Source organism: Actinomadura sp. NPDC049753, assembly GCF_040674655.1.
Classification (GTDB): Bacteria; Actinomycetota; Actinomycetes; order Streptosporangiales; family Streptosporangiaceae; genus Spirillospora; species Spirillospora verrucosospora.
Genome location: NZ_JBFARL010000155.1, coordinates 1 through 19,368 on the forward strand (window position 1 = coordinate 1; position 19,368 = coordinate 19,368).

Here is a 19,368-nt window from a genome sequence, read left to right on the forward strand (position 1 = left end):
GACGCTGTTGCCGCGGCTGGCGATCCCGGCGCTGTGCACGAGGATGTCCAGCTCGCCCAGCTCCGCCTCCACCCGCGCGGCCAGGGAACGGCACTTGTCGAGAAGCCGGCGTGCTCCTCGACGCCGCGCGACAGCACCGCGCTGCCGAGCGCCGCGGGGGTGGCGAGGCGCCGCACGTCGGCCAGGCACGAGTGCGCCACGTACTCCAGGATCATGATCCCGGAGGAGGCCTCCGTCTCGCCCTGGAAGGGGTAGAGCCCGGTGAAGGACGGCTCGGCGAGCGTGCCGAGGCGGGCGGCGGCCAGCGCCATCGTCTGGAACAGGGCGGCGCGGGCCGTGTCCAGGGCGAGCCCGACGTAGGCGGTGTGGAAGTTGCCGTTGTGCCAGACCGTCCGCCCGGGGACGTCCACCAGCGGGTTCTCCGCGGCGGCGTTGATCTCCCGGGTGACGACCTCCTCGGCGTAGCCGGCCGCCTCCAGCGCGGGGCCGTGCACCTGCGGGAACGCGCGGTAGCCGTACGGGTCCTGGATGCGCATCGGCGCCGGCCGGTCGAAGGCGAGCAGCGCGCGCATCGCCGCCGCGGCCTGCTGCTGGCCCGGATGCGGGCACGCGTCCTGCACCGGCTGCGCGTACGGCTCCTCCGAGCCCCGGACGGCGAAGTGCGACAGCGCCGCCACGACCGTCGAGGCGCGCAGCGCCTTGCGCAGGTCGGCGACCGCGAGCGCCGCCTCGCCGAGCGTGGCGGCGTTGGAGCTGATGAACGCCAGCGCGTCGGCGGAGCGGAGCCGGTAGCCGGGGCCGCGCTCCTGACCGCCGTCGGGGCCCGGCAGCCACGGCCGCTCGCCGAGCAGGCACAGCGCGGTCGAGGCCAGCGCCGTCAGGTCGCCCGTGCCGATCGCCCCGTACACGGGCACCGGCGGGAGCAGCCCGAGGTTGAGCACGTCCGCCAGGGCCTGCAGCGCGCCCGGCTCCACGCCCGAGCCGCCCGCCGCGATCTGGTTCAGCCGGACGGCCAGCATCGCCCGGACGATCTCGGGCGCGACCAGGGGCCCGGCCCCGGCCGCGTGGCTGCGCAGCAGCCGCAGCCCGTGGGCGTCGGCGTCCTCCCACTCGACGTCCACGACGCGGTTGGCGCCGACCCCCGTCGTCCGGCCGTAGACCGGCTGCGTCTCGGTGACCTCGCGGGCGACCCGCCAGGCGTCGCGCGCCCGCCGCACGCCGGCCGCGGCTATGGCGACCGTCACATCTTCGCGGGCCGCACGCGCCACCTGGGCGCATGTGAGCGAAGTCCCGTCGATAACGATTCGGCTGTTCTCCACGGCGACACGCTACTTTCCCTGCATTACCGGTAGATATGCTTTCATGCTCGACGTTCCGGACATGCCGGGACACTGAGATGACGGTACCCATTGGTTACGGTTGGCTCGTAGTCAGAATTCGATCATCGGCGTCATGCGGGACGCCCGGCGAGGACGTGGTTCGTTGATCACCTTTGAGGGCGTCACCAAGCGCTATCCCGGGGGGACCGTCGCGCTCGACGACGTGAGCCTCGAATGCCCCGCGGGCCGCATCACCGTGTTCGTCGGCACCTCCGGCGGCGGCAAGACCACCGCGCTGCGGACCATCAACCGGATGGTCGAGCCGACGTCCGGGCGCGTGCTGATCGACGGCAAGGACGTCCGCGAGCGCAAGCCCGCCGAGCTGCGGCGCGGCATCGGCTACGTGATCCAGCACGCCGGGCTGTTCCCGCACCGCACCATCCTCGACAACATCGCCACCGTCCCGTACCTGCTGTCCTGGAACAAGAAGAAGGCGCGGGCGCGGGCGCTGGAGCTGATGGAGCGGGTCGGGCTCGACCCGGCGATGGGCAAGCGGTACCCGTTCCAGCTGTCGGGCGGCCAGCAGCAGCGCGTCGGCGTCGCGCGGGCCCTCGCCGCCGACCCGCCGATCATGCTGATGGACGAGCCGTTCAGCGCCGTCGACCCCGTCGTCCGCGCCGAGCTGCAGGACGAGTTCCTCCGCCTCCAGGAGGAGCTGCACAAGACGATCGTGTTCGTCACCCACGACATCGACGAGGCCATCAAGCTCGGCGACCGGATCGCGGTCTTCCAGACCGGCGGCAGGCTCGTCCAGATCGACAGCCCCGAGAACCTCCTGGCCCACCCGGCCGACGACTTCGTCGCCGGCTTCATCGGCCAGAACCGCGGCATCCGCACCCTCTCCTTCGCCGAGACGGGCGGCCTGCGGCTGAGCGACGACGCGGTCCGCGCGGCGGGCACGGACGCCGCGGAGGCCGCCGGCACGGAGTGGGTGCTCGTCGTCGACGACGACCGGCGCCCCCTCGGCTGGGCCCGCCCGGCGCAGGCGACCGGGGCGCTCGGGAAGGCCGAGCTCAGCCCGGTCGGCCCCACCTTCCACGTCGGGGGCGACTCCGTGCGGACCGCGCTGGACGCGGCCGTGCTGTCCCCGTCCGGCCTTGCGGTCGGCGTCGACGAGACCGGTGCGGTCGTCGGGACCGCGAGCGGGACCGACCTGCTCGCCGTCCCCACCCACGGCCGCGGCGCCGTCGGCGCCGCGCCCGAAGAGCGGGCCGCCGACCCCGAGCCCGCTCCCGCTCCCGCGCCCGATCCCGAGGAGGCCGACGCCGGAGGCGCCGGCTGATGGACATCGACTGGGGCTGGATCGGCGAGCACACCGACACGCTGACCGAGCACGCCCTCATCCACCTGCGGCTCGCGCTGCTGCCGGTGCTGTTCGGCCTGATCATCTCGCTGCCGGTCGGCATGCTGTGCCGCCGCTGGGCCTGGCTCTACCCGCCGGCGCTGACGGTCTCGAACGTGTTCTACGCGATCCCGTCGCTCGCGCTGTTCATGGTCTTCATCCAGTACACCGGGCTGACCGCGTCCACGGTCATGATCCCGCTGACCCTGTACAGCCTGTCGGTGCTCGTCCCGAACGTGGTGGACGGCCTGGCGTCGGTGTCCGAGCCCGTCCGGCAGGCGGCCACCGCGATGGGCTTCGGCCCGCTGCGGCGCCTGCTCCAGGTGGAGCTGCCGATCGCCGTGCCCATCGTCATCGCCGGGACGCGCGTCGCCGCCGTCTCCTCCATCAGCCTCGTCGCCGTCGGCCAGCTGATCGGCCAGGGCGGCCTCGGCTACGACATCATCCGCGGCTACCAGCTCCAGTTCCAGACGCAGATCCTGGCCGCCACCGTCCTGATCGTCCTGCTGGCCCTGGTCACCGACGCGATCCTGGTCACCGTCCAACGCCTGCTCACCCCGTGGGCCCGAGCCCGGATGACCTCATGAACGAGCTGTGGAACCAGATCGACCTGTTCTGGACGTGGCTGACCACGTCCTCCCAGTGGCACGGCGGCGACGGCATCCCGCACCGCCTGCTCCAGCACGTGTACTACAGCGGCGTGGCGCTGGTGTGCGCCGCGGTCATCGGCCTCGCGCTCGGCCTGCTCGTCGGGCACACCGGCCGGGGCGGGTTCCTCGCGATCAGCCTGGCGAACGTCGCCCGCGCCGTCCCCACCTTCGGCCTCGTGCTGATCGTCGTGGTGATCGAGTACAGCATCACCCCGGTGCTCGTCGCGCTCGTGGCCCTCGCCGTCCCGCCGATCCTGGTCAACACCTTCGAGGGCATCCGCGGCGTCGACGCCGACGCCAAGGACGCGGCCAGCGGCATGGGCATGACCGGCTGGGGCGTGCTGTGGCGGGTCGAGCTGCCGATGGCCCTGCCCCTCATCCTGCTGGGGCTGCGCACGTCCGCGATCCAGGTCGTCGCCACCGCGACCATCGCCGCCTACCCCGGCTTCGGCGGCCTCGGCCGCTACATCATCGACGGTCTGGCCCGCAACGACTACCAGCTCGTCGTCGGGGGCACCGTCCTGGTGGTGCTGCTCGCGCTGATCGTCCAGGCGGCCTTCGCGGCACTGCGCCGCCTCCTCGTCTCACCGGGCCTGCTCGGCTCCGCCCGATCCTCCTGACACCGAAGGAAGAGCACCATGAACAAACTCATCAGGGGCGCGGTCGTCGGCCTCGTGGCCGCCCTGTCACTGTCCGCCTGCGGCGGCGGCGACTCCGGAGACGACTCGAACCCGCTCTCCGGAGGCGGCGGGAACGGCACCGTCACCGTCGGCGGCGCGAACTTCCCCGAGAGCAACCTGCTCGGCGAGCTGTACGCGCAGGCGCTGGAGGCCAAGGGCGTCAAGGTCACCCGCAAGTTCAACATCGGCGCCCGCGAGATCTACTACGACCAGGTCGTCAAGGGCGGCATCAGCGTGATGCCCGAGTACAACGGCGCCCTGCTCACCACCTCGGTCGACAAGACCAGCACGGCCGCCACCACCGACGAGATCAACGCCGCGCTCAAGGCCAAGCTGCCCGCCGGCGTCGAGATCCTGGACTCGGCGAAGGCCGAGGACAAGGACTCCGTCACCGTCAACCCGCAGACGGCCGCCAAGTACAACCTGAAGTCCATCGCCGACCTCAAGCCGGTCGCCAAGGACCTCGTCATCGCCGGGCCCTCGGAGTTCAAGACCCGCCAGCAGGGCCTCGTCGGCCTCAAGAAGGTCTACGGCCTGGACTTCAAGAAGTTCCAGCCGTTCGACGCCGGCGCCCAGGCCACCCTGGTGAAGCTGCTCACCGAGAACAAGGTCCAGGCCGCCGACCTGTTCACCACCGACCCGACGATCCAGCAGAACAAGCTCGTCGTCCTGGAGGACCCGGAGAACGTCTTCTCCGCCCAGAACGTCACGCCGCTGGTCAACAAGGCCGCGGTGGACGACAAGGCCAGGGCGGCGCTGAACGGCGTCTCCGCCAAGCTCACCACCCAGGACCTCCTGGACATGATGAAGCGCGTCGCCATCGACAAGGACGACCAGGAGAAGGTCGCCGAGGAGTGGCTGAAGAAGTCCGGCCTCGCCTGACCCCCGCAGACCGCCGACGGCCGAGCCCCGCCCCGGGGCTCGGCCGTTCGCCGTCCCGGGCGGCTCATGGCCGGAAGGCGAGGTGGGCGATCACGGGGTCGTGGTCGGACGGGTGGACACCGCCGGAGCGGTACGGGTCGATCTCGGCCCAGGTCGTGCCGATGCGGCCCCGCACGAGGATCCAGTCGATCCGCCTGCCGCCCGGTTCCGGGGGCTCCCAGTGGTTCTCGGTGCGGTACTGCGGCCCGTGCCGGGCGGCCGCCGTCCAGGTGTCCCGGAACGCGTCGGGCCCGGTGAGGATCGTGTACGCCGGTGACGCCCCGGCCGTGTCGTTGAAGTCGCCGGTGAGCACGACCGGCGCCCCCGCCTGGAACCCGCGGACGCGGTCGAGGACGAGCCGGGCGCTCTTCACCCGCGAGCCCGCCGACATGTTGTCCAGGTGCGTGTTGGCCTGGTAGAACACCGTCCCGGTGCGGCGGTCGCGGAACTTCGCCCACGTCACCATCCGGACGTACCGGTTGCCCCAGGTGGCCGAGCCGATCACGGAGGGCGTGCCGGAGAGCCAGAAGTGGTCGAAGTCCAGCACCTCGAACCGCCGCTCGCGGTAGAAGATCGCCAGGAACTGGTCGCGGGTTCCGCCCTGGCTGCCGAGCCCGATCCAGCCGTACTCGGGGAGCGCCCGGGAGAGGTCGCGCACCTGGTGCCACCGGGCCTCCTGCACCCCGAGCAGATCCGGGTCGTGCGCGCGCAGCAGGCGCCTGACCAGCGGCAGCCGGGTCTTCCAGTCGCGCGGCGGCGGATCGTTCACGCCGCGCAGGTTGTAGGTCATGACCCGCAGGGAGCGGTCCCCGGCCGCCCTGGGCTCGGCCGGCACGAACCCGGAGACGAGCAGGATCACCGCGGCCGCGGCCACCGGCCGGAGCCGCCGTCGGCGCGGCGTCGCCATGTCACCACCCGCCCGTCCTGCCACCGCCCCGAGCATAGATCGTTCCACGCCGCCCACAAGGACGACCGCCGGCTCGACGGCTGACGGGACGGCGTTCAGACGCGCACGGGGAGCGAGACCAGCCCGCGGACGATCGAACCGGTGCGGTGGTGGCGCAGCTCGTCCGCGGGCACGGCGAGGGCGAGACCGGGGAAGCGGTCCAGCAGGCCGCCGATGGCGATCTGCCCTTCCAGCCGGGCCAGCGGGGCGCCGAGGCAGAAGTGCGGGCCGTGGCCGAAGGCGACGTGCCCCTTGGGGGCGCGGGTCACGTCCAGCCGGTCCGGGTCCTCGAACACGGCGGGATCCCTGTCGGCGGCGCCGAGCGAGACGTGCACCCAGGCGCCCTTGGGGATCGGCGTTCCGGCGATCTCCATGTCCTCCAGCGCGATGCGCTGGCTCGCCCGCTCCACCGGGCCGTCGAACCGCAGCAGCTCCTCGACCGCGGACGGCAGCAGCTCGGGCCGCGCCCGCAGCAGGGCGAGCTGGCCGGGCGCCCGGAGCAGGGCGAGCACGCCGTTGCCGATGAGGTTGACGGTGGTCTCGTGCCCGGCGATGAGCAGCAGCGCGATCGTGCCGAGCAGCTGCGCCTCCGTGAGGGCGGCGTCCCCGTCGCGGGCGGTGATCAAGGCGCTGACCAGGTCGTCCTCGGGCTCGGCCCGCCGCTCGGCGATCACGTCGAGCAGGTAGGCGTTGAACGCCCGGGCCGCCTCGCGCCGGCGCTCGCGGGCCTCGGCGGTCAGCGCCGGCACCGTCAGCACGGCCGTCCACTCGCGGAACCGGGCCCGGTCGCGCGCCGGCACGCCGAGCAGCTCGCAGATGACCTGGATCGGCAGCGGGACGGCGAAGTCCTCGATCAGGTCGGCCTCGCCGCATTCGGCGATGCCGTCCAGCAGCCGGTCGGCGATCTCCTGGACGCGGGGGCGCAGCCGCTCCACCCGCCGGGCGGTGAACGCCTTGGCCACCAGCCCGCGCATCCGGGTGTGGCCGGGCGGGTCCATCCCGAGCATCGTGCCGCCGAAGAAGAGCTCGGGGTTCACGGGGACGGCGCTGTACGCGGTGTCCTTGGACAGGCGGGGATCGCTCAGTGCCGCGCGGCCGTGCTCGTGGTCGACCACGAGGAAGGCGGCCGCGCCGGGAGGGAAGTCGATCGGATGGACGGGCCCCGCCGCCCGCAGTTCGGCGTGCACGGCGTACGGGTCCTCGCTGAAGGCCCGGCCGAACAGCAGATGGGTCGGCAGCATCAGACCACCCTCCCGACGCCGGCGAGGAAGCCCGGCCGCGACATGTCGGGCGGGGACGGCTCGGCGTCCGCCCGCCAGTCGGCCACCTGGACCAGGCCGGGGCCGACCAGCTCGGTGCCCTCGAAGAACGTCATGACCTCGTCGATCCCGCGCGGAATGATGTCGCCCGCCCCTGTCCTGCCGTACGCGCCCCGGACCTGCTCCTCGACCTGCGTGGTGACCTCGCCGCGGTGGCCGTGCGTGATGGCCAGGAAGCTGCCGGGGGCCAGCGGCGCGCGGAGCCTCGCCACGATCTCCGCCGGGCCCGCCTCGTCCGGGACGAAGTGCAGGATGGCCAGTAGCAGCAGGCCCACCGGCCGGTCGAAGTCGATCCGGGCCTTCACCTCGGGGTCGTCCAGGATGCTCTCCGGCTCGCGTAAGTCGGCCTGGATGACCGTGGTCAGCGGGTTGTCGGCCAGCAGCGCCCGCGCGTGCGCGAGCACGATCGGGTCGTTGTCGACGTAGATGACGGTGGATCCGGGCGCCGCGCGCTGGGCCACCTGGTGCACGTTCTCCTGCGTCGGGAGCCCGGAGCCGATGTCGAGGAACTGCCGGATGCCGCGGTCGGCCATCATCGTCACGGCGCGCGACAGCAGCCCGCGGTTGGCGCGGGTGAACTCCAGCACGTTCGGCATCGCCGCCACCACCTGGTCGGCGGCCTTGCGGTCCGCCGCGAAGTTGTCCTTGCCGCCGAGGTAGTAGTCGTACATCCGGGCCACGCTGGGCGTCTCGGGATCGACCGGCCACTCAGGACGGTGCTCACCATTCACGGGCGGACCTCCCTGTCCGGGTATCCGATCGCATGAGATTGTAGAGACGAAAGCCGGACGTTTTCGATCATTTGCGACCTCTTGCTCAAATAGGACCGTTCCAAGGACAGAACGCCCATCGAACGAGATGATCACGCGTGTGGCCGTCTCCTCGGCGGATCGGAGGACTCGGCTCCGTGCAGGTATTCCTCACCACCGACCGGCTGCTGCTGCGGCGGTTCACCGAGAACGACCTGGACGACCTCGTCCGGCTCGACGGCGACCCGGAGGTCATGCGGTTCCTGACCGGCGGCAGGCCGACCCCCCGCGCCCACCTGAGAGACCAGACCCTCGCCAGGATCCTCGACTGGTACGAGCGGGGCGCGCTCAGCCGGTGGGCCGCGGTCGAGCGCTCCACCGGCGACTTCATCGGCTGGCTGGCCCTCGAACCGGGCGACGGCCACGACGTCCGGCAGGCCGAGCTCGGCTACTGCCTGCGCGCGGCCAGCTGGGGACGGGGATATGCCACCGAAGCGTCACGGGCCCTGATCGCCAAGGCGTTCACCGACCTCGGCGTCCACCGCGTCTTCGCCCAGACCATGGCCGTCAACGCCGCCTCCCGCCGCGTCATGGAGAAGTCCGGCCTGACCTACCTGCGCACCTTTCACCGGCACTGGGACGACCCCATTCCCGGCACCGAACACGGCGAAGTCGAATACGAACTCCTCCGCGCCGACTGGGCCCGACGCCGCGGCACCTGACCCTGCGGATTTCCGCAGGGAACGGGGTGCGGCGCGGAGGACGGAATTCGGTGGTCCGCCGCATGGGAGGGAAACCGGTCCCGGAATAGCTTCGTCCGCGTGAAGATCAAGAAGCCGGTGACGGTACGGGTGGCGCGGTGGAGCGCGCGGCGGCCCTGGGCGGCGATCGGCCTGTGGACGCTTTTCGTCGGGCTGTGCCTGGCGCTGGGCGGCGCGGCCGGCACCAACAAGATCAGCGACGCGGAGTCCGGCGTCGGCGAGTCGGGACGGGCCGGGCGGATCGCGGCGTCCGGGCGGTTCCCCGAGCGGCCCGAGGAGAGCGTCCTCATCACGCGGACGGAGGGCGGGGTCCTCGACGCGAGGACGGCACGGGCGGCGGCCGAGGACGTCGTCCGGCGGATGAGGGCGCTGCCGGAGGTCGAGTCGCTGGGACGGCCCGTCCGGTCGCCCGACGGCACGGCGGTGCTGGTGCCGGTCACCATGAAGGGCGACGCGGAGTCCGCCGACCGGCGGGTGGGGCCGCTGCTCGACCAGAGCGCCGCGGTGCAGCGGGCGCATCCGGGGCTGCGGGTGGAGCAGGTCGGCACGGGCTCCACCGCGAAGGGGCTGGGCGAGACGCTCGGCGAGGACTTCCGGCGCGCCGAGTTCATCAGCCTCCCGCTCACACTGCTGATCATGCTCGTGGTGTTCGGGGCGGTCGTCGCCGCGGGAGTGCCGGTGGCGCTGGCGCTGTCGTCGGTGGCGGCGGCGACGGGGCTGTCCGCGCTGGTCTCCCACCTGCTGCCCGCGACCGGCGCGATCGGCAACGTGATCCTGCTGATGGGCATGGCAGTCGGCGTCGACTACTCGCTGTTCTACCTCAAGCGCGAGCGCGAGGAGCGGCGCCGGGGCAGGCCGGACGCGATCGAGATCGCGGCGGAGACGTCCGGGCACACCGTCGTGGTGTCGGGCGTCACGGTGGTCGTCGCGATGGCCGGCCTGTACCTGGCCGGGGAGGCGACGTTCTCCTCGCTGGCCACCGGAGCGATCATCGTCGTGGCGGTCGCCGTCCTGGCGTCGCTGACGGTGCTGCCCGCGCTGCTGGCCCGGCTGGGACGCTGGGTGGACAGGCCGAAGGTCCCGGTGCTGTGGCGGCTCAGCATGAGGCCGGGGGAGTCGCGGCTGTGGCCCGCACTGCTCCGCCCGGCGCTCGACCATCCGGCCGTGACGCTGGCGGTCTCCACGGCGCTGCTCCTGCTGCTCGCGGTGCCCGCTCTGGACATGCGGCTCAAGCAGCCGGGGTCGGACGACCTGTCCCGCGACATCCCCGTCGTGCGGGCGATGGACCGGCTGACCCGCGCGTTCCCGAGCGAGGGGACCGTCCACCAGGTCGCCGTGCGGGCACCGGCCGACCGGTCCGGGGAGGTGGAGGCCGCCCTCGGCGCCCTGGCCCGGCGCACGGCCGGGGACGCCCTCTTCGCGCACGACCGCCGTCCCCGGATCAGGTCGTCGGCCGACCGCCGGGTCCACGTGGTCGACATCGCGACTCCCCACACGCCCAACAGCGAGGGCGCCCGCCGCTCGCTGGAGCGGCTGCGAGCCTGGGTGCCGCAGCAGGTGGGCGGCGTCCCGGACGCGGAGTACGCCGTCACCGGCAAGGTCGCCGAGGGCGTCGACTTCACCGGCCACCTGGAACGGCGCCTGCCGCTGGTGGTGGGATTCGTCCTGCTGCTGACCCTGGTGACGATGGGCGCCATCTTCCGCTCACCGGCGATCGCCCTCTCCACCACGCTGCTCAACCTCCTCTCGGCGGGGGCCGCGTTCGGGGTGCTGGTGGCCGTCTTCCAGCACACCTGGGCGGAAGGGGCGCTGGGCTTCACCTCGTCCGGCGCGGTCGTCTCCTGGCTGCCGCTGTTCCTGTTTGTGATGCTGTTCGGCCTGTCGATGGACTACCACGTGTTCGTCGTGAGCCGGATCCGCGAGGCCGCCGCGCGCGGCCTGTCCACGAGGGACGCCGTCCGCGACGGCATCACCCGCTCGGCGGGCGTGGTCACCAGCGCCGCGATCGTCATGGTCGGCGTCTTCTCGATCTTCGGAACGCTCAGCATGGTCGAGTTCAAGCAGCTGGGCGTGGGCCTGGCGGCGGCCATCCTGATCGACGCCGTGGTCATCCGCGTCTTCGTCCTGCCGTCCCTGATGGCGCTGCTCGGCCCCTGGAACTGGTGGCCCGGCCCGCCGGCCCGGCCCGCGCCGCCGCGGGTCCCCGCCCGGATCGGCGCCGCTACGCCGGACCGCCGCCGTCGGTGAAATGCGTCAGAAGCATCTCGACCAGTGCGGTGACGTCTGCGTCCGCCATCGGTTCGCCGGTCATGCCCATCCGGTGCAGCAGGGTTCCGACGGCGACGTCGATGAAGAGCAGGACCCGGTCCTCCGGCTCGCCGAGAGCATCCTGCAGCGCGGTGCGGTAGGGGGTCTGGAGCCGTGAGGACAGGACCTCGCGCAGCTCCGGGTCGCTCACGGCGTCGCTGAACACGCCCGCGAACGCGTCCCCCACACCCGGCTCGGCGATCTTCGCCGCGATCCAGTGCACGGCCGAGGACATGAGCTCGGCCCGGTCGGCGCCCTCCAGCGGGACCGGGCCGAACGCGTCCAGGAGGCAGTCCACGATCAGCGCGCCCTTCGTCGGCCAGCGACGGTAGATCGTCGTCTTGGCGACGCCGGCCGCGGCGGCGATGCGGTCGACGGTGGCGCGCGCGTAGCCGAGATCACGCACCGTGCTCAGCGTCGCGGCGAACACCGCCGCGTTGACGCCGGAGCGCGGGCGGCCCGGTGGCCTGGCGGAAGCGGTCGCTGGTGGCACGTCCAGACGATACCGTCGCGCCCCGGCGTCGATCAGGGGTTCACCGCTCTCGCGCGCCGGTCGTGCTCGACGCGGAGTGCAGCCGGCCGCGCAGGAAGGCGAGGATCTCGGCGCGTGCGGGCCGGGCGTCCGGGATCAGTCCGGGCATGCTGAGGAACCCGTGGATGGCCGTCGGGTGGCAGGTGACGCGGGCGTCCGTGCCGTCCGCGCGGAGCCGGTCGACGTAGCGGCGCCCGTGGTCGTCCCCGGGGTCCAGCGCGCCGGTGACGACCAGTGCGGGGGGCAGGTCGGCGAGGCTGTCGAACTTCACCGGGGACACGCTGCGCGGGTCGAGGGTCGGCGGAACGCTCAGCCGGCGGGCCGTGAGCCATTCGGACACCGACAGCCCGGGGTTGCCGGAGTTCGCGGCGACCGACGGGTAGTCGGCCATGGTGTCGGTCCAGTCCGTGCTGGGGTAGCAGAGCACCTGGGCGTGCAGGGGCGGGCCGTCCTTGCGGGCGCGCAGGGCGACGAGCGCGGCGAGGGTGCCGCCGGCGCTCTCGCCGAGGACGGCGACGGCCGCGGGGTCGATGCCCCAGCCGAAGGGGTCCTCGACGAGCCGGGCGAGCGTCTCGTAGCCGTCGTCGACCGGCTCCGGCAGCGGATGCTCGGGGGCGAGGCGGTACTCCACCGACACCACGACCGCGGGGCAGTGGGCCGCGAGGTGGCTGTTGAGCCAGTCGTTCTGCGCCGGGGTGCCCACGATGAAGCCGCCGCCGTGGAACGACAGGACGAGCGGCAGCCCCGGGCCGGCGTCCTCCGGGCGGTGCACCCGGAGCCTCAGGCGGCGGCCCGGGAGGTCGATGGCGTGTTCCTCGATGCGGGCGCCGCGGTCGGGCCGGCCGGTGATGATCCGCATCGCGCGGGACGCCCGCAGGCGGTTGACCTTCCCGCGCGCCGCGATCACCTGCTCCTCGGTGAGCGCCTCCCAGTCGACCTTGTCCCTGAGGACGATGCGGGCGCGCAGCGGAACCTTGGCTGTCATGATGACCTCCCTGTATTTACGCTACCAACAGTAGCGTAATAGAGGAGCCGGGTCATGGGAGGGGGCGTCGGGTTGCGTTGGCGGTCCTCCTCTGTAAATGTTTACTGCATGTCGGAGAGCAAGGCTTCGCTCCTGGCCGCGGCGGCCGAGGAGTTCGCCCAGTACGGCCTTCGGGGTGCGCGCGTCCAGGCGATCGTCAAGCGGGCGGGCGTCAACGAGCGGATGATCTACCACCATTTCGGCAGCAAGGACGGCCTGTACAGGGCCGTCCTCGAAGACCAGATGGCCGCGCTGCACGACGCGTGGCACCCGGCCCTGGAGAGGGCGCGGACCCTCGCGCCGTACGAGGGCGTGGCCGAGGCGCTCGGCGCCTTCGCCGACGCCCTCTCGGGGCGGCCCGTCCTGATCGGGCTCTGGCTTCACGAGTCCCTGGGGGGCTGGCAGACCCTGCCCCTGCCCTCGGCCGACTCGCTTCCCGCGGAGCTGCGGGAGTTGTACGAGCGCGGCCAGGCCGAAGGAGTCTTCCGCGGCGACCGCCCATTCGAGATCGCTTACGGCATCGCGATGAGCGCCCTCATCGGCGGCGTGGTCCTGGGGCGGCGCGGAGACGCCCTGGCGCGGGACAGGGGCATCGACTTCACCGCGCCGGAGACGCGGCGGCTGGTGCTGGAGCAGTTGCTGGACGGCATGACCGGCTCCGCGCGACCCGCGCGGGGGGAGTAGGCCGGCCGTACGGCGAGCGCCGGTGCTCCCGCACGCGGCGCGCAGTAAATATTTACTGAAGAGGAGGACCCGGTCCGATGACAGTGTCCGCGACAGCGGTCGGGGAGCCGGCCGGCGGGCGCCTGCCCGCCCGGCTCGTCATGCTCATGCTCACGATCGCCCTGGGGTCGATCATGATGCAGCTCGACGCGACGATGACCAACATCGCCTACGACACGCTGCTCGAGCAGTTCGACAGCTCGTTGCTCACCATCCAGTGGGTCACCACCGGGTACCTGCTGGCGATGGCCGCGGTCATGGCCCTGTCCGGGTGGGCCCTGGAGCGGTTCGGCGCCCGGAAGATGTGGATCACCTGCATCTCCCTGTTCCTGGTCGGATCCGTCCTGTGCGGGTTCGCCTGGGACGTCTCCAGCCTCATCGGGTTCCGGGTGGTCCAAGGGCTCGGCGGAGGCATGGTCCTGCCCCTCGGCATGGCGATCCTCGCCCAGGAGGCGGGCCCCTCGCGGCTCGGGCGGGTCATGGGGGTGATGGGCGTCCCCTCCGCGCTCGGGCCCGTGCTCGGACCCGTCCTGGGGGGCCTCATCGTGGACGACTGGAACTGGCGCTGGATCTTCTTCATCAACATCCCGGTCTGCCTCGCCGCCATCGCGATGGCCTGGCGCGTCATGCCCACCCGGACGTCCCCGGACGCCGGGAGGCTCGACGTCCTCGGGCTGCTGCTGCTCTCGCCGGCCTGCGCCGTGGTCGTCTTCGGGCTGACCGAGGCCAGCAGGTACAGGTCGTTCGCCGACCGGCACGTCGCCCTCCCGCTGGCCGCGGGAACCGTGCTCCTCGTCCTGTTCTGCCTGCACGCCCTGCGCGTCCGCGACCCGATCCTCGATCTGCGGCTGCTGAAGATCCGCAGCTTCCTGTCCTCCTCGGCCGTGCTCTTCTTCGCCAGCGTCGCCCTGTTCGGCGCGGTGGGAGTGCTGCCGCTCTACTCCCAGCAGGTGCGCGGGCGCAGCGCCCTGGAGGCCGGCCTGCTGCTCGTCCCGCAGGGCCTGGGGATGGCGGTCTCGCTGATCGCCGTCGGCCGGCTCGCCGACCGGGTCACCGCGCGGGTCCTGGTCGTCGGCGGTCTCGTGCTGACGGGTGCGGGCGCGCTGGTCTTCACCCGGCTCGGCGCCGAGAGCAGCGAGGCGCTGCTGAGCGCGGCCCTCCTGGTCAACGGCTGCGGCATGGGCGCGGTGATGGTCCCGGCGATGGCGGCCGCCATCCGCGACGTCCCCGCGCCGATGATCCCGCGGGCCAGCGCGGCGAACCGGATCATCATGCAGATCGGCTCCTCGTTCGGGGCCGCGGTCCTGCTCATCGTCGCGCAGGGGCGCCTGGACGAGCTGATCGCCGCGGGGCGCCTCACGCCCGACGGGCTGGCCGGCGCCTACGGCCGCACCTTCTGGTGGGTGCTCGGCTTCGCCGCCGTCTCGATCCTGCTCGCCCTTCTCATTCCGGCCCGGGCGCCCCGGCGTGACGAGGCGGCCTCCGGACGACCGCGGTCCGCCGAGTCCGGTCCGCCGCGCGTCTCCGGTCATCCGGACGTCTAGGTTGGCGGGATGGAGGCGGTCGCCCTGGACGGGCTGGACAGGGCGCTCGTCCACGCCCTGCACGTGGACGGGCGTGCGAGCTTCAGCCGGATCGCGGCCGTGCTGGGAGTGTCGGACCAGACGGTGGCGCGGCGGTACCGCCGGCTGCGCACGACCGGCGCGCTGCGCGTGGTGGGCCGCCCGGTGGCGCAGCGGCTCGGCTGGGTGGAATGGGTGCTGCGCATCCAGGCCCTGCCCGAGGCGGCCAACGCGATCGCGGACGCGCTGGCCCGCAGGGACGACACCCTGTGGGTCAGCCTGACCTCGGGCGGCACGCAGATCGTCTGCGTCGTGCAGGCGCGGGACCGGCGGCGGCGCGACGCGCTCCTGCTCGGGCAGCTCCCCCGGACGCCGCAGGTCACCGGGGTCAGCGCGCACTGCGTGCTGCGGGTGTTCGCCGGGGGCCCGACCGGGTGGCACGGCCGGACCGACGCGCTCACGTCCGCGCAGATCGCCGCGCTGACCCCCGGTCCGGGCGACCGGGACGGTGATGCCGTCGCCCTGACCCAGGACGACGAGCGGCTGATGGAGGTGCTCCTCCAGGACGGGCGGGCGGGGTACGCGGACCTGGCCAGAGCGATCGGAGCCTCGGAGATGACGGCCCGGCGCAGGCTCGACCACCTGCGCCGCACCGGGGCCGTCTTCTTCGACGTGGACATCGACCCGCTGCTGCTGGGCTACGACACGATGGCCATGCTGTGGCTCACCGTCGAGCCGTCCGCTCTGCGGCGGACGGCCGAGGCTCTGGCCGCGCATCCGGAGGCCGCCTTCGTGGCGGCGACCACGGGGCCGACGAATCTGCTGGTGTTCGCCGCCTGCCGGGACGTGGCGGCCCTGTACGAGTACCTGGAAGAGGGGATCGGCGCGCTGCCCGGCGTCCGCCAGGTGGAGAGCGCGCCCATCATCCGCAGCAGCAAGCGGATCGGGGCCGCCCGAGCTTCAGGATGACCTGGTGGAACAGGTCGCCGCCGTCAGTCCGCCTGCTGGAAGGCGAGCGCCGCCCCCCGTGCCTGGGCCGCGCCGACGAAGAAGCCGCCGCCCGGCAGGTCCCGCGTGGTGAATCCGTTCCCCTCCACCAGCGTCCGCGCGGCGCCGAGGTCGGCGACCGCCACCGTCTGGCCCGCCATGTACGGCAGGGCCGGGATCTCCTCACCGGGCAGGACCTGGCCGAAGTCCGAGGCCGCGATCGTCTCCACCTGCCCCAGCGCCAGCCGCAGCACCCGGCGCGGACCCTCGGCGACGGCGGGCACGCCCAGGATGCGCGCGTACCGGCTCGCGGTGGCGGCGAGCTCGCCGTCGTCGACCACCAGCAGGACGCTTTCCAGATGGGTCGCGCCGTTGGCGTGCTTCAGGTACCGGGGCTGGTGGATCAGTTCCGGCGTCAGGTGGCGGGCGGCGTGCACCAGACCCTCGGGCGTGAGCGACCGCTCCAGGTGGACGGCCTGGAACCGGGCCGTGGCGGAGCCGTAGGGGGTGTCGACGTCGCGCTGGAGGGGCAGCACCCCCGACGAGGACAGCCCCGCCCGGCGCAGCCGCGCCTCGGCGGCCTCCGCGTCCACGCAGCCGAACGAGTAGCCGTGCAGGCCCTCGTACTCGGCGATCAGCGGGCGGATGTTCCACGGGTCGACGCTCCCGTCGCCGAACAGCCCGAGCAGCTCAAGGTAGTTCTGTCCGAACAGGGCGCAGCGGTTGCCGGCGCCCATCGGCCCGCGCTCGCCGCCGGGACGGGCGGAGCCCATGTGCATCGACAGCGGGCTCAGGGTGAAGCCCAGGGCCTCGTAGGCCGCGGCCGTCGCGTCCATGTCGGTGGTGTAGAGGACTGAGTGGTCGATCCGGTCGATGTCGGTCATGAGCCCAGCGTCTGCGCCGCCCCCCTCGCCGCTCCAGCCGGGCGACCGGAACCGAGGTTTTCCGACATCCGAGCACCCGCCGGTGAGGGAACGGCACGCCGCGGGGCCGGTCATGCGAAGCCGGGCGCGCCCCTCCGAGGTTCAGGGATCGCGGATCTGGGCCGTGGCCAGGCCTGCGAGGATCCCGTCCACGGTCTGGCCGGGTGTGAGGGCGGACGTGTCCAGCCACAGGCCGCGGCGCGGCGTCTCGCGGCGCAGGACGGCGTCGAGCGCGGCGGGCGTCCAGGAGCCGCCGTAGGCGCGCTTGTCGCGGCCGGCTTCACGCGCTGCGACCGCCTGGGGGTCGGGAGCCAGGACGACCACGTACAACGGGCCCGGCGGCGCGTCGGTGGCCGGCGAAGTGCGTCAGTGGCCGGGGAAGTGCGTCAGGGAGTTGAGGACCGGGACGAGGTAGTGCTCCTCGCGGTCGAGGTGGGTCAGCAGCTCGACCGACAGCCGTTCCACCTCCTCGCGGAGGCCCGGGGCGGCAGGAGCGGCGGCGGGTCGACCTTCCGGCGCTCGCCCGGGCCACGGCGGGCCTGGCCGAGTGCGTCGCCGGGATCCGGCTGCACGGCGCGGGGCGGGTGATCCGCGTCGCCCCCGACGGCGGGAACGCCTCCGGGCCCCCGGCGCCCGCGTCCACCGCGGCGCCTGTCGTCCTCGACGAGGAGGAGATCGGCGCGGTCTGGCTGGAACGCCCCGGACCGCCCGGCCCGCTCGACGAAGCGGTCCTGGACCGGCTCGCCATCGCGGCCGCCGCGATCGTCGAGCGGTACGGCCCGGCCCGCACCACCATGGCCGATCCCGCCCTGGTCGAGCTGGTGATCAGTCCCGGCGGCGACGAGGCGGCCAGGGCGCGGGCGCTGCGGCTGCTGGGCTTCGCGGCCGACCTGCCCGTCCGCGTCGCCGCCGTCCGGTCACCGCTTCCCCTCGACCGGATCGGCGCCCTGGTCTGCCCCGGCCGCCCGGTGAAGGCGGCGCCGCTCGCCGGCGTCGGCGTCATCCTGGCCGCGGCCGTCGACCCGGCCCGGTTCCCGGCGGGCGTCCGCGCGGGCGTCGGCACACCGGGACGGCCCGACCGCTCCTGGCGTGAGGCCCGTACCGCCCTGCGCTTCACGGGCGCGCGCGAACCCGTCGTCCGCCATGAGGACCTGGGCGCGCTGGCGCTGCTCGCCGAGATACCCTCCGCGGCCGCGCGCGACAACGCCGACGTGGCCGCGATCGCCCGGCTCGCCGGAACCGGGGACGAGCTCGACACGCTGGAGGCCTACTGCGCCACCGGGTCTCTGCGCCAGGCCGCCGACCGGCTCCACCTGCACCACAGCAGCGTCGCCCGCCGGCTCGAACAGCTCGCGAAGACCATGGGCTTCGAGCTCACCGAGCCCTCGGGACTGACCCGGGCCAGGCTCGCCCTCACCATGTGGCGGGTGCTCGGCGGCTGAGAGGCCGCCGGCAGCGAGCGGATAGGGCCCGAGCCTCGGGGGTTGGGGTCCTAGGGCCCTGATCAAGGGATCGGCTTTCTCCGAAGAATGGCTCGTGCGGCCCAAGGGATGGGTCGGGGCACAGAGGGGAATTCCCGGATGAAGAAGGCAGGGTTGACGCTCGCCGGTGTGGCCGTTCTGGGCACTGCGGCCGTGGTGGGGACCACGGTGGTGTCCGGCGGGGACGCCAGGCCGACCACCAGTGTCGCGGCGAAGAAGGAGCTCGGGGCGCAGCCGGGGAAGAGCGGGCCGTCGGCGCAGAAGAAGGGCCAGAAGTGCACCGACAAACGGGTCGCGCGCGGAAAGCGACAATTCGCCGGCACCTGGACCCGCTGGGAGAACCAGGACCCGTGGACCGTGTCGGGCTGGGGGCCCGGCACCATGAACGCCGCGACCTCGTACACGGTGGGGCACACGGTCACCATCTCGTACGGCGCCACGGTCGAGAGCATCAACGCCACCCTCGGATACCAGGCCAACAAGCAGTGGCAGAGGACCCTCGGGTACACGCCGACGCTGAAGGGGAAGAAGCACTACCGGCTCGACATCGGCCGGGTCTACAAGATCTACCAGTTCGACGTGTACGAGCCGACCGGCACGTGGATGGCCGACCTGTCCGGGATGGGGCGCAGCCAGTGCGTCGGCCTGCATGACGTGTACGTGGGGAAGGGCAAGGCGCTCTACTTCTGGAAGCTCGACCACCGCCTCAGGGTCACCCCCAAGAAGAAGCGCTGACCCCTCTCCCCGCGAGCCCGCCGACCACAACGGGCGGGCTCGCGCTGGACAAAATAGGTAGACCGGTCTACTTTCTCGCCATGACGTTGAGCGAGGGTGAGGCCGGCCAGGCCATGGTCCTGGGGGCGACGGGGTTCATCGGCCGGTGGCTGGTGGCGGAGCTGCTGGAACGGGGGCGGCCGGTCGTCGTGGCCGTCCGGGGCGGCGGTGCGCGCGGCGGCGAGCTGCGGGGATGGCTGCGGGAGCACGGCGTGGGCGGCACCGGGGCGCGGCGGGTGGCAGCCCCCCAAAAACCGGCCCCCACCCCGGCGTGGGCGCCGTCACCCCCGCCCCCGGCGCCCCCGCCC

Annotated in this window: 20 protein-coding genes; 12 read left to right on the plus strand and 8 right to left on the minus strand. The window is 73.0% G+C overall.

The genetic code is table 11. The features are described from left to right. Window positions 1-1,319, minus strand: a 1,319-nt coding sequence (locus tag AB0K37_RS30410; protein ID WP_363986820.1) for an aromatic amino acid lyase, incomplete at its 3' end; no start/stop codon positions are given. A gap of 163 nt (window positions 1,320-1,482) precedes the next feature. On the opposite strand from AB0K37_RS30410, the gene AB0K37_RS30415 reads away from it, so the two are divergent. The 4 genes from AB0K37_RS30415 to AB0K37_RS30430 are packed head-to-tail and all read left to right on the plus strand — an operon-like array spanning window position 1,483 to window position 4,933. Further along, window positions 1,483-2,661 (plus strand): ATP-binding cassette domain-containing protein, encoded by a 1,179-nt coding sequence (locus AB0K37_RS30415; RefSeq protein WP_363986822.1) that lies wholly within the window; start codon window positions 1,483-1,485, stop codon window positions 2,659-2,661. Then, a complete protein-coding gene (locus tag AB0K37_RS30420; RefSeq protein WP_363986823.1) occupies window positions 2,661-3,308 on the plus strand; it encodes an ABC transporter permease in 648 nt (215 codons plus the stop codon). The genes AB0K37_RS30415 and AB0K37_RS30420 overlap by 1 nt, the downstream gene beginning before the upstream one ends. Beyond that, window positions 3,305-3,991: an ABC transporter permease subunit gene (locus tag AB0K37_RS30425; RefSeq protein ID WP_149264104.1), complete on the plus strand. Its 687-nt coding sequence runs from the start codon at window positions 3,305-3,307 to the stop codon at window positions 3,989-3,991. The genes AB0K37_RS30420 and AB0K37_RS30425 overlap by 4 nt, the downstream gene beginning before the upstream one ends. A gap of 18 nt (window positions 3,992-4,009) precedes the next feature. Continuing rightward, window positions 4,010-4,933: an ABC transporter substrate-binding protein gene (locus AB0K37_RS30430; RefSeq protein WP_363986825.1), complete on the plus strand. Its 924-nt coding sequence runs from the start codon at window positions 4,010-4,012 to the stop codon at window positions 4,931-4,933. 64 nt (window positions 4,934-4,997) lie between these two features. On the opposite strand, the gene AB0K37_RS30435 is transcribed toward AB0K37_RS30430, so the two are convergent. From AB0K37_RS30435 to AB0K37_RS30445, 3 genes are all read right to left on the minus strand, one after another. After that, complete coding sequence (locus AB0K37_RS30435; protein ID WP_363986827.1) at window positions 4,998-5,879, minus strand: endonuclease/exonuclease/phosphatase family protein; 882 nt, start codon at window positions 5,877-5,879, stop codon at window positions 4,998-5,000. A gap of 95 nt (window positions 5,880-5,974) precedes the next feature. After that, entirely contained in the window at window positions 5,975-7,159 is a 1,185-nt protein-coding gene (locus AB0K37_RS30440; protein WP_363986829.1) for a cytochrome P450, read from the minus strand. After that, window positions 7,159-7,968: an SAM-dependent methyltransferase gene (locus AB0K37_RS30445; RefSeq protein ID WP_363986831.1), complete on the minus strand. Its 810-nt coding sequence runs from the start codon at window positions 7,966-7,968 to the stop codon at window positions 7,159-7,161. Before AB0K37_RS30445 ends, AB0K37_RS30440 begins: the two co-directional genes overlap by 1 nt. A 176-nt stretch (window positions 7,969-8,144) precedes the next feature. On the opposite strand from AB0K37_RS30445, the gene AB0K37_RS30450 reads away from it, so the two are divergent. Beyond that, window positions 8,145-8,708 carry a GNAT family N-acetyltransferase gene (locus AB0K37_RS30450; protein WP_363986833.1) on the plus strand — a complete coding sequence of 188 codons (564 nt, stop codon included), beginning with the start codon at window positions 8,145-8,147 and terminating at the stop codon, window positions 8,706-8,708. Between the two features lie 99 nt (window positions 8,709-8,807). Further along, the gene (locus AB0K37_RS30455; protein ID WP_363986835.1) at window positions 8,808-10,994 is read left to right on the plus strand and encodes an MMPL family transporter; all 2,187 of its coding nucleotides are present in this window, start codon (window positions 8,808-8,810) and stop codon (window positions 10,992-10,994) included. Here AB0K37_RS30455 and AB0K37_RS30460 read toward each other — a convergent pair. Next, window positions 10,969-11,547: a TetR/AcrR family transcriptional regulator gene (locus tag AB0K37_RS30460; RefSeq protein WP_363986836.1), complete on the minus strand. Its 579-nt coding sequence runs from the start codon at window positions 11,545-11,547 to the stop codon at window positions 10,969-10,971. The two genes, AB0K37_RS30455 and AB0K37_RS30460, sit on opposite strands and share 26 nt — an antisense overlap. A gap of 40 nt (window positions 11,548-11,587) precedes the next feature. Continuing rightward, window positions 11,588-12,571: an alpha/beta hydrolase gene (locus AB0K37_RS30465; protein ID WP_363986838.1), complete on the minus strand. Its 984-nt coding sequence runs from the start codon at window positions 12,569-12,571 to the stop codon at window positions 11,588-11,590. A 108-nt stretch (window positions 12,572-12,679) separates the two neighbouring features. Between AB0K37_RS30465 and AB0K37_RS30470 the strand changes: the two genes are divergently transcribed. From AB0K37_RS30470 to AB0K37_RS30480, 3 genes are all read left to right on the plus strand, one after another. After that, on the plus strand, window positions 12,680-13,294 hold the full coding sequence (locus AB0K37_RS30470) for a TetR/AcrR family transcriptional regulator (RefSeq protein ID WP_363986839.1): 615 nt from the start codon (window positions 12,680-12,682) through the stop codon (window positions 13,292-13,294). A 77-nt stretch (window positions 13,295-13,371) separates the two neighbouring features. After that, window positions 13,372-14,877 carry an MDR family MFS transporter gene (locus AB0K37_RS30475; RefSeq protein WP_363986841.1) on the plus strand — a complete coding sequence of 502 codons (1,506 nt, stop codon included), beginning with the start codon at window positions 13,372-13,374 and terminating at the stop codon, window positions 14,875-14,877. A gap of 9 nt (window positions 14,878-14,886) precedes the next feature. Then, complete coding sequence (locus AB0K37_RS30480; RefSeq protein ID WP_363986843.1) at window positions 14,887-15,864, plus strand: AsnC family transcriptional regulator; 978 nt, start codon at window positions 14,887-14,889, stop codon at window positions 15,862-15,864. A gap of 23 nt (window positions 15,865-15,887) precedes the next feature. Here the strand turns inward: AB0K37_RS30480 and AB0K37_RS30485 are convergent, their stop codons facing one another. Continuing rightward, window positions 15,888-16,766, minus strand: a complete 879-nt coding sequence (locus tag AB0K37_RS30485; protein WP_363986844.1) for a VOC family protein — start codon at window positions 16,764-16,766, stop codon at window positions 15,888-15,890. A 141-nt stretch (window positions 16,767-16,907) separates the two neighbouring features. After that, window positions 16,908-17,135: a hypothetical protein gene (locus tag AB0K37_RS30490; protein ID WP_363986846.1), complete on the minus strand. Its 228-nt coding sequence runs from the start codon at window positions 17,133-17,135 to the stop codon at window positions 16,908-16,910. 254 nt (window positions 17,136-17,389) lie between these two features. On the opposite strand from AB0K37_RS30490, the gene AB0K37_RS30495 reads away from it, so the two are divergent. From AB0K37_RS30495 to AB0K37_RS30505, 3 genes are all read left to right on the plus strand, one after another. Further along, window positions 17,390-18,247 (plus strand): helix-turn-helix domain-containing protein, encoded by an 858-nt coding sequence (locus AB0K37_RS30495; RefSeq protein WP_363986847.1) that lies wholly within the window; start codon window positions 17,390-17,392, stop codon window positions 18,245-18,247. Between the two features lie 138 nt (window positions 18,248-18,385). Continuing rightward, window positions 18,386-19,021 carry a hypothetical protein gene (locus tag AB0K37_RS30500; RefSeq protein WP_363986849.1) on the plus strand — a complete coding sequence of 212 codons (636 nt, stop codon included), beginning with the start codon at window positions 18,386-18,388 and terminating at the stop codon, window positions 19,019-19,021. An 80-nt stretch (window positions 19,022-19,101) separates the two neighbouring features. Continuing rightward, a partial coding sequence (locus tag AB0K37_RS30505; protein WP_363986850.1) for an NAD-dependent epimerase/dehydratase family protein occupies window positions 19,102-19,368 on the plus strand: 267 nt, incomplete at its 3' end.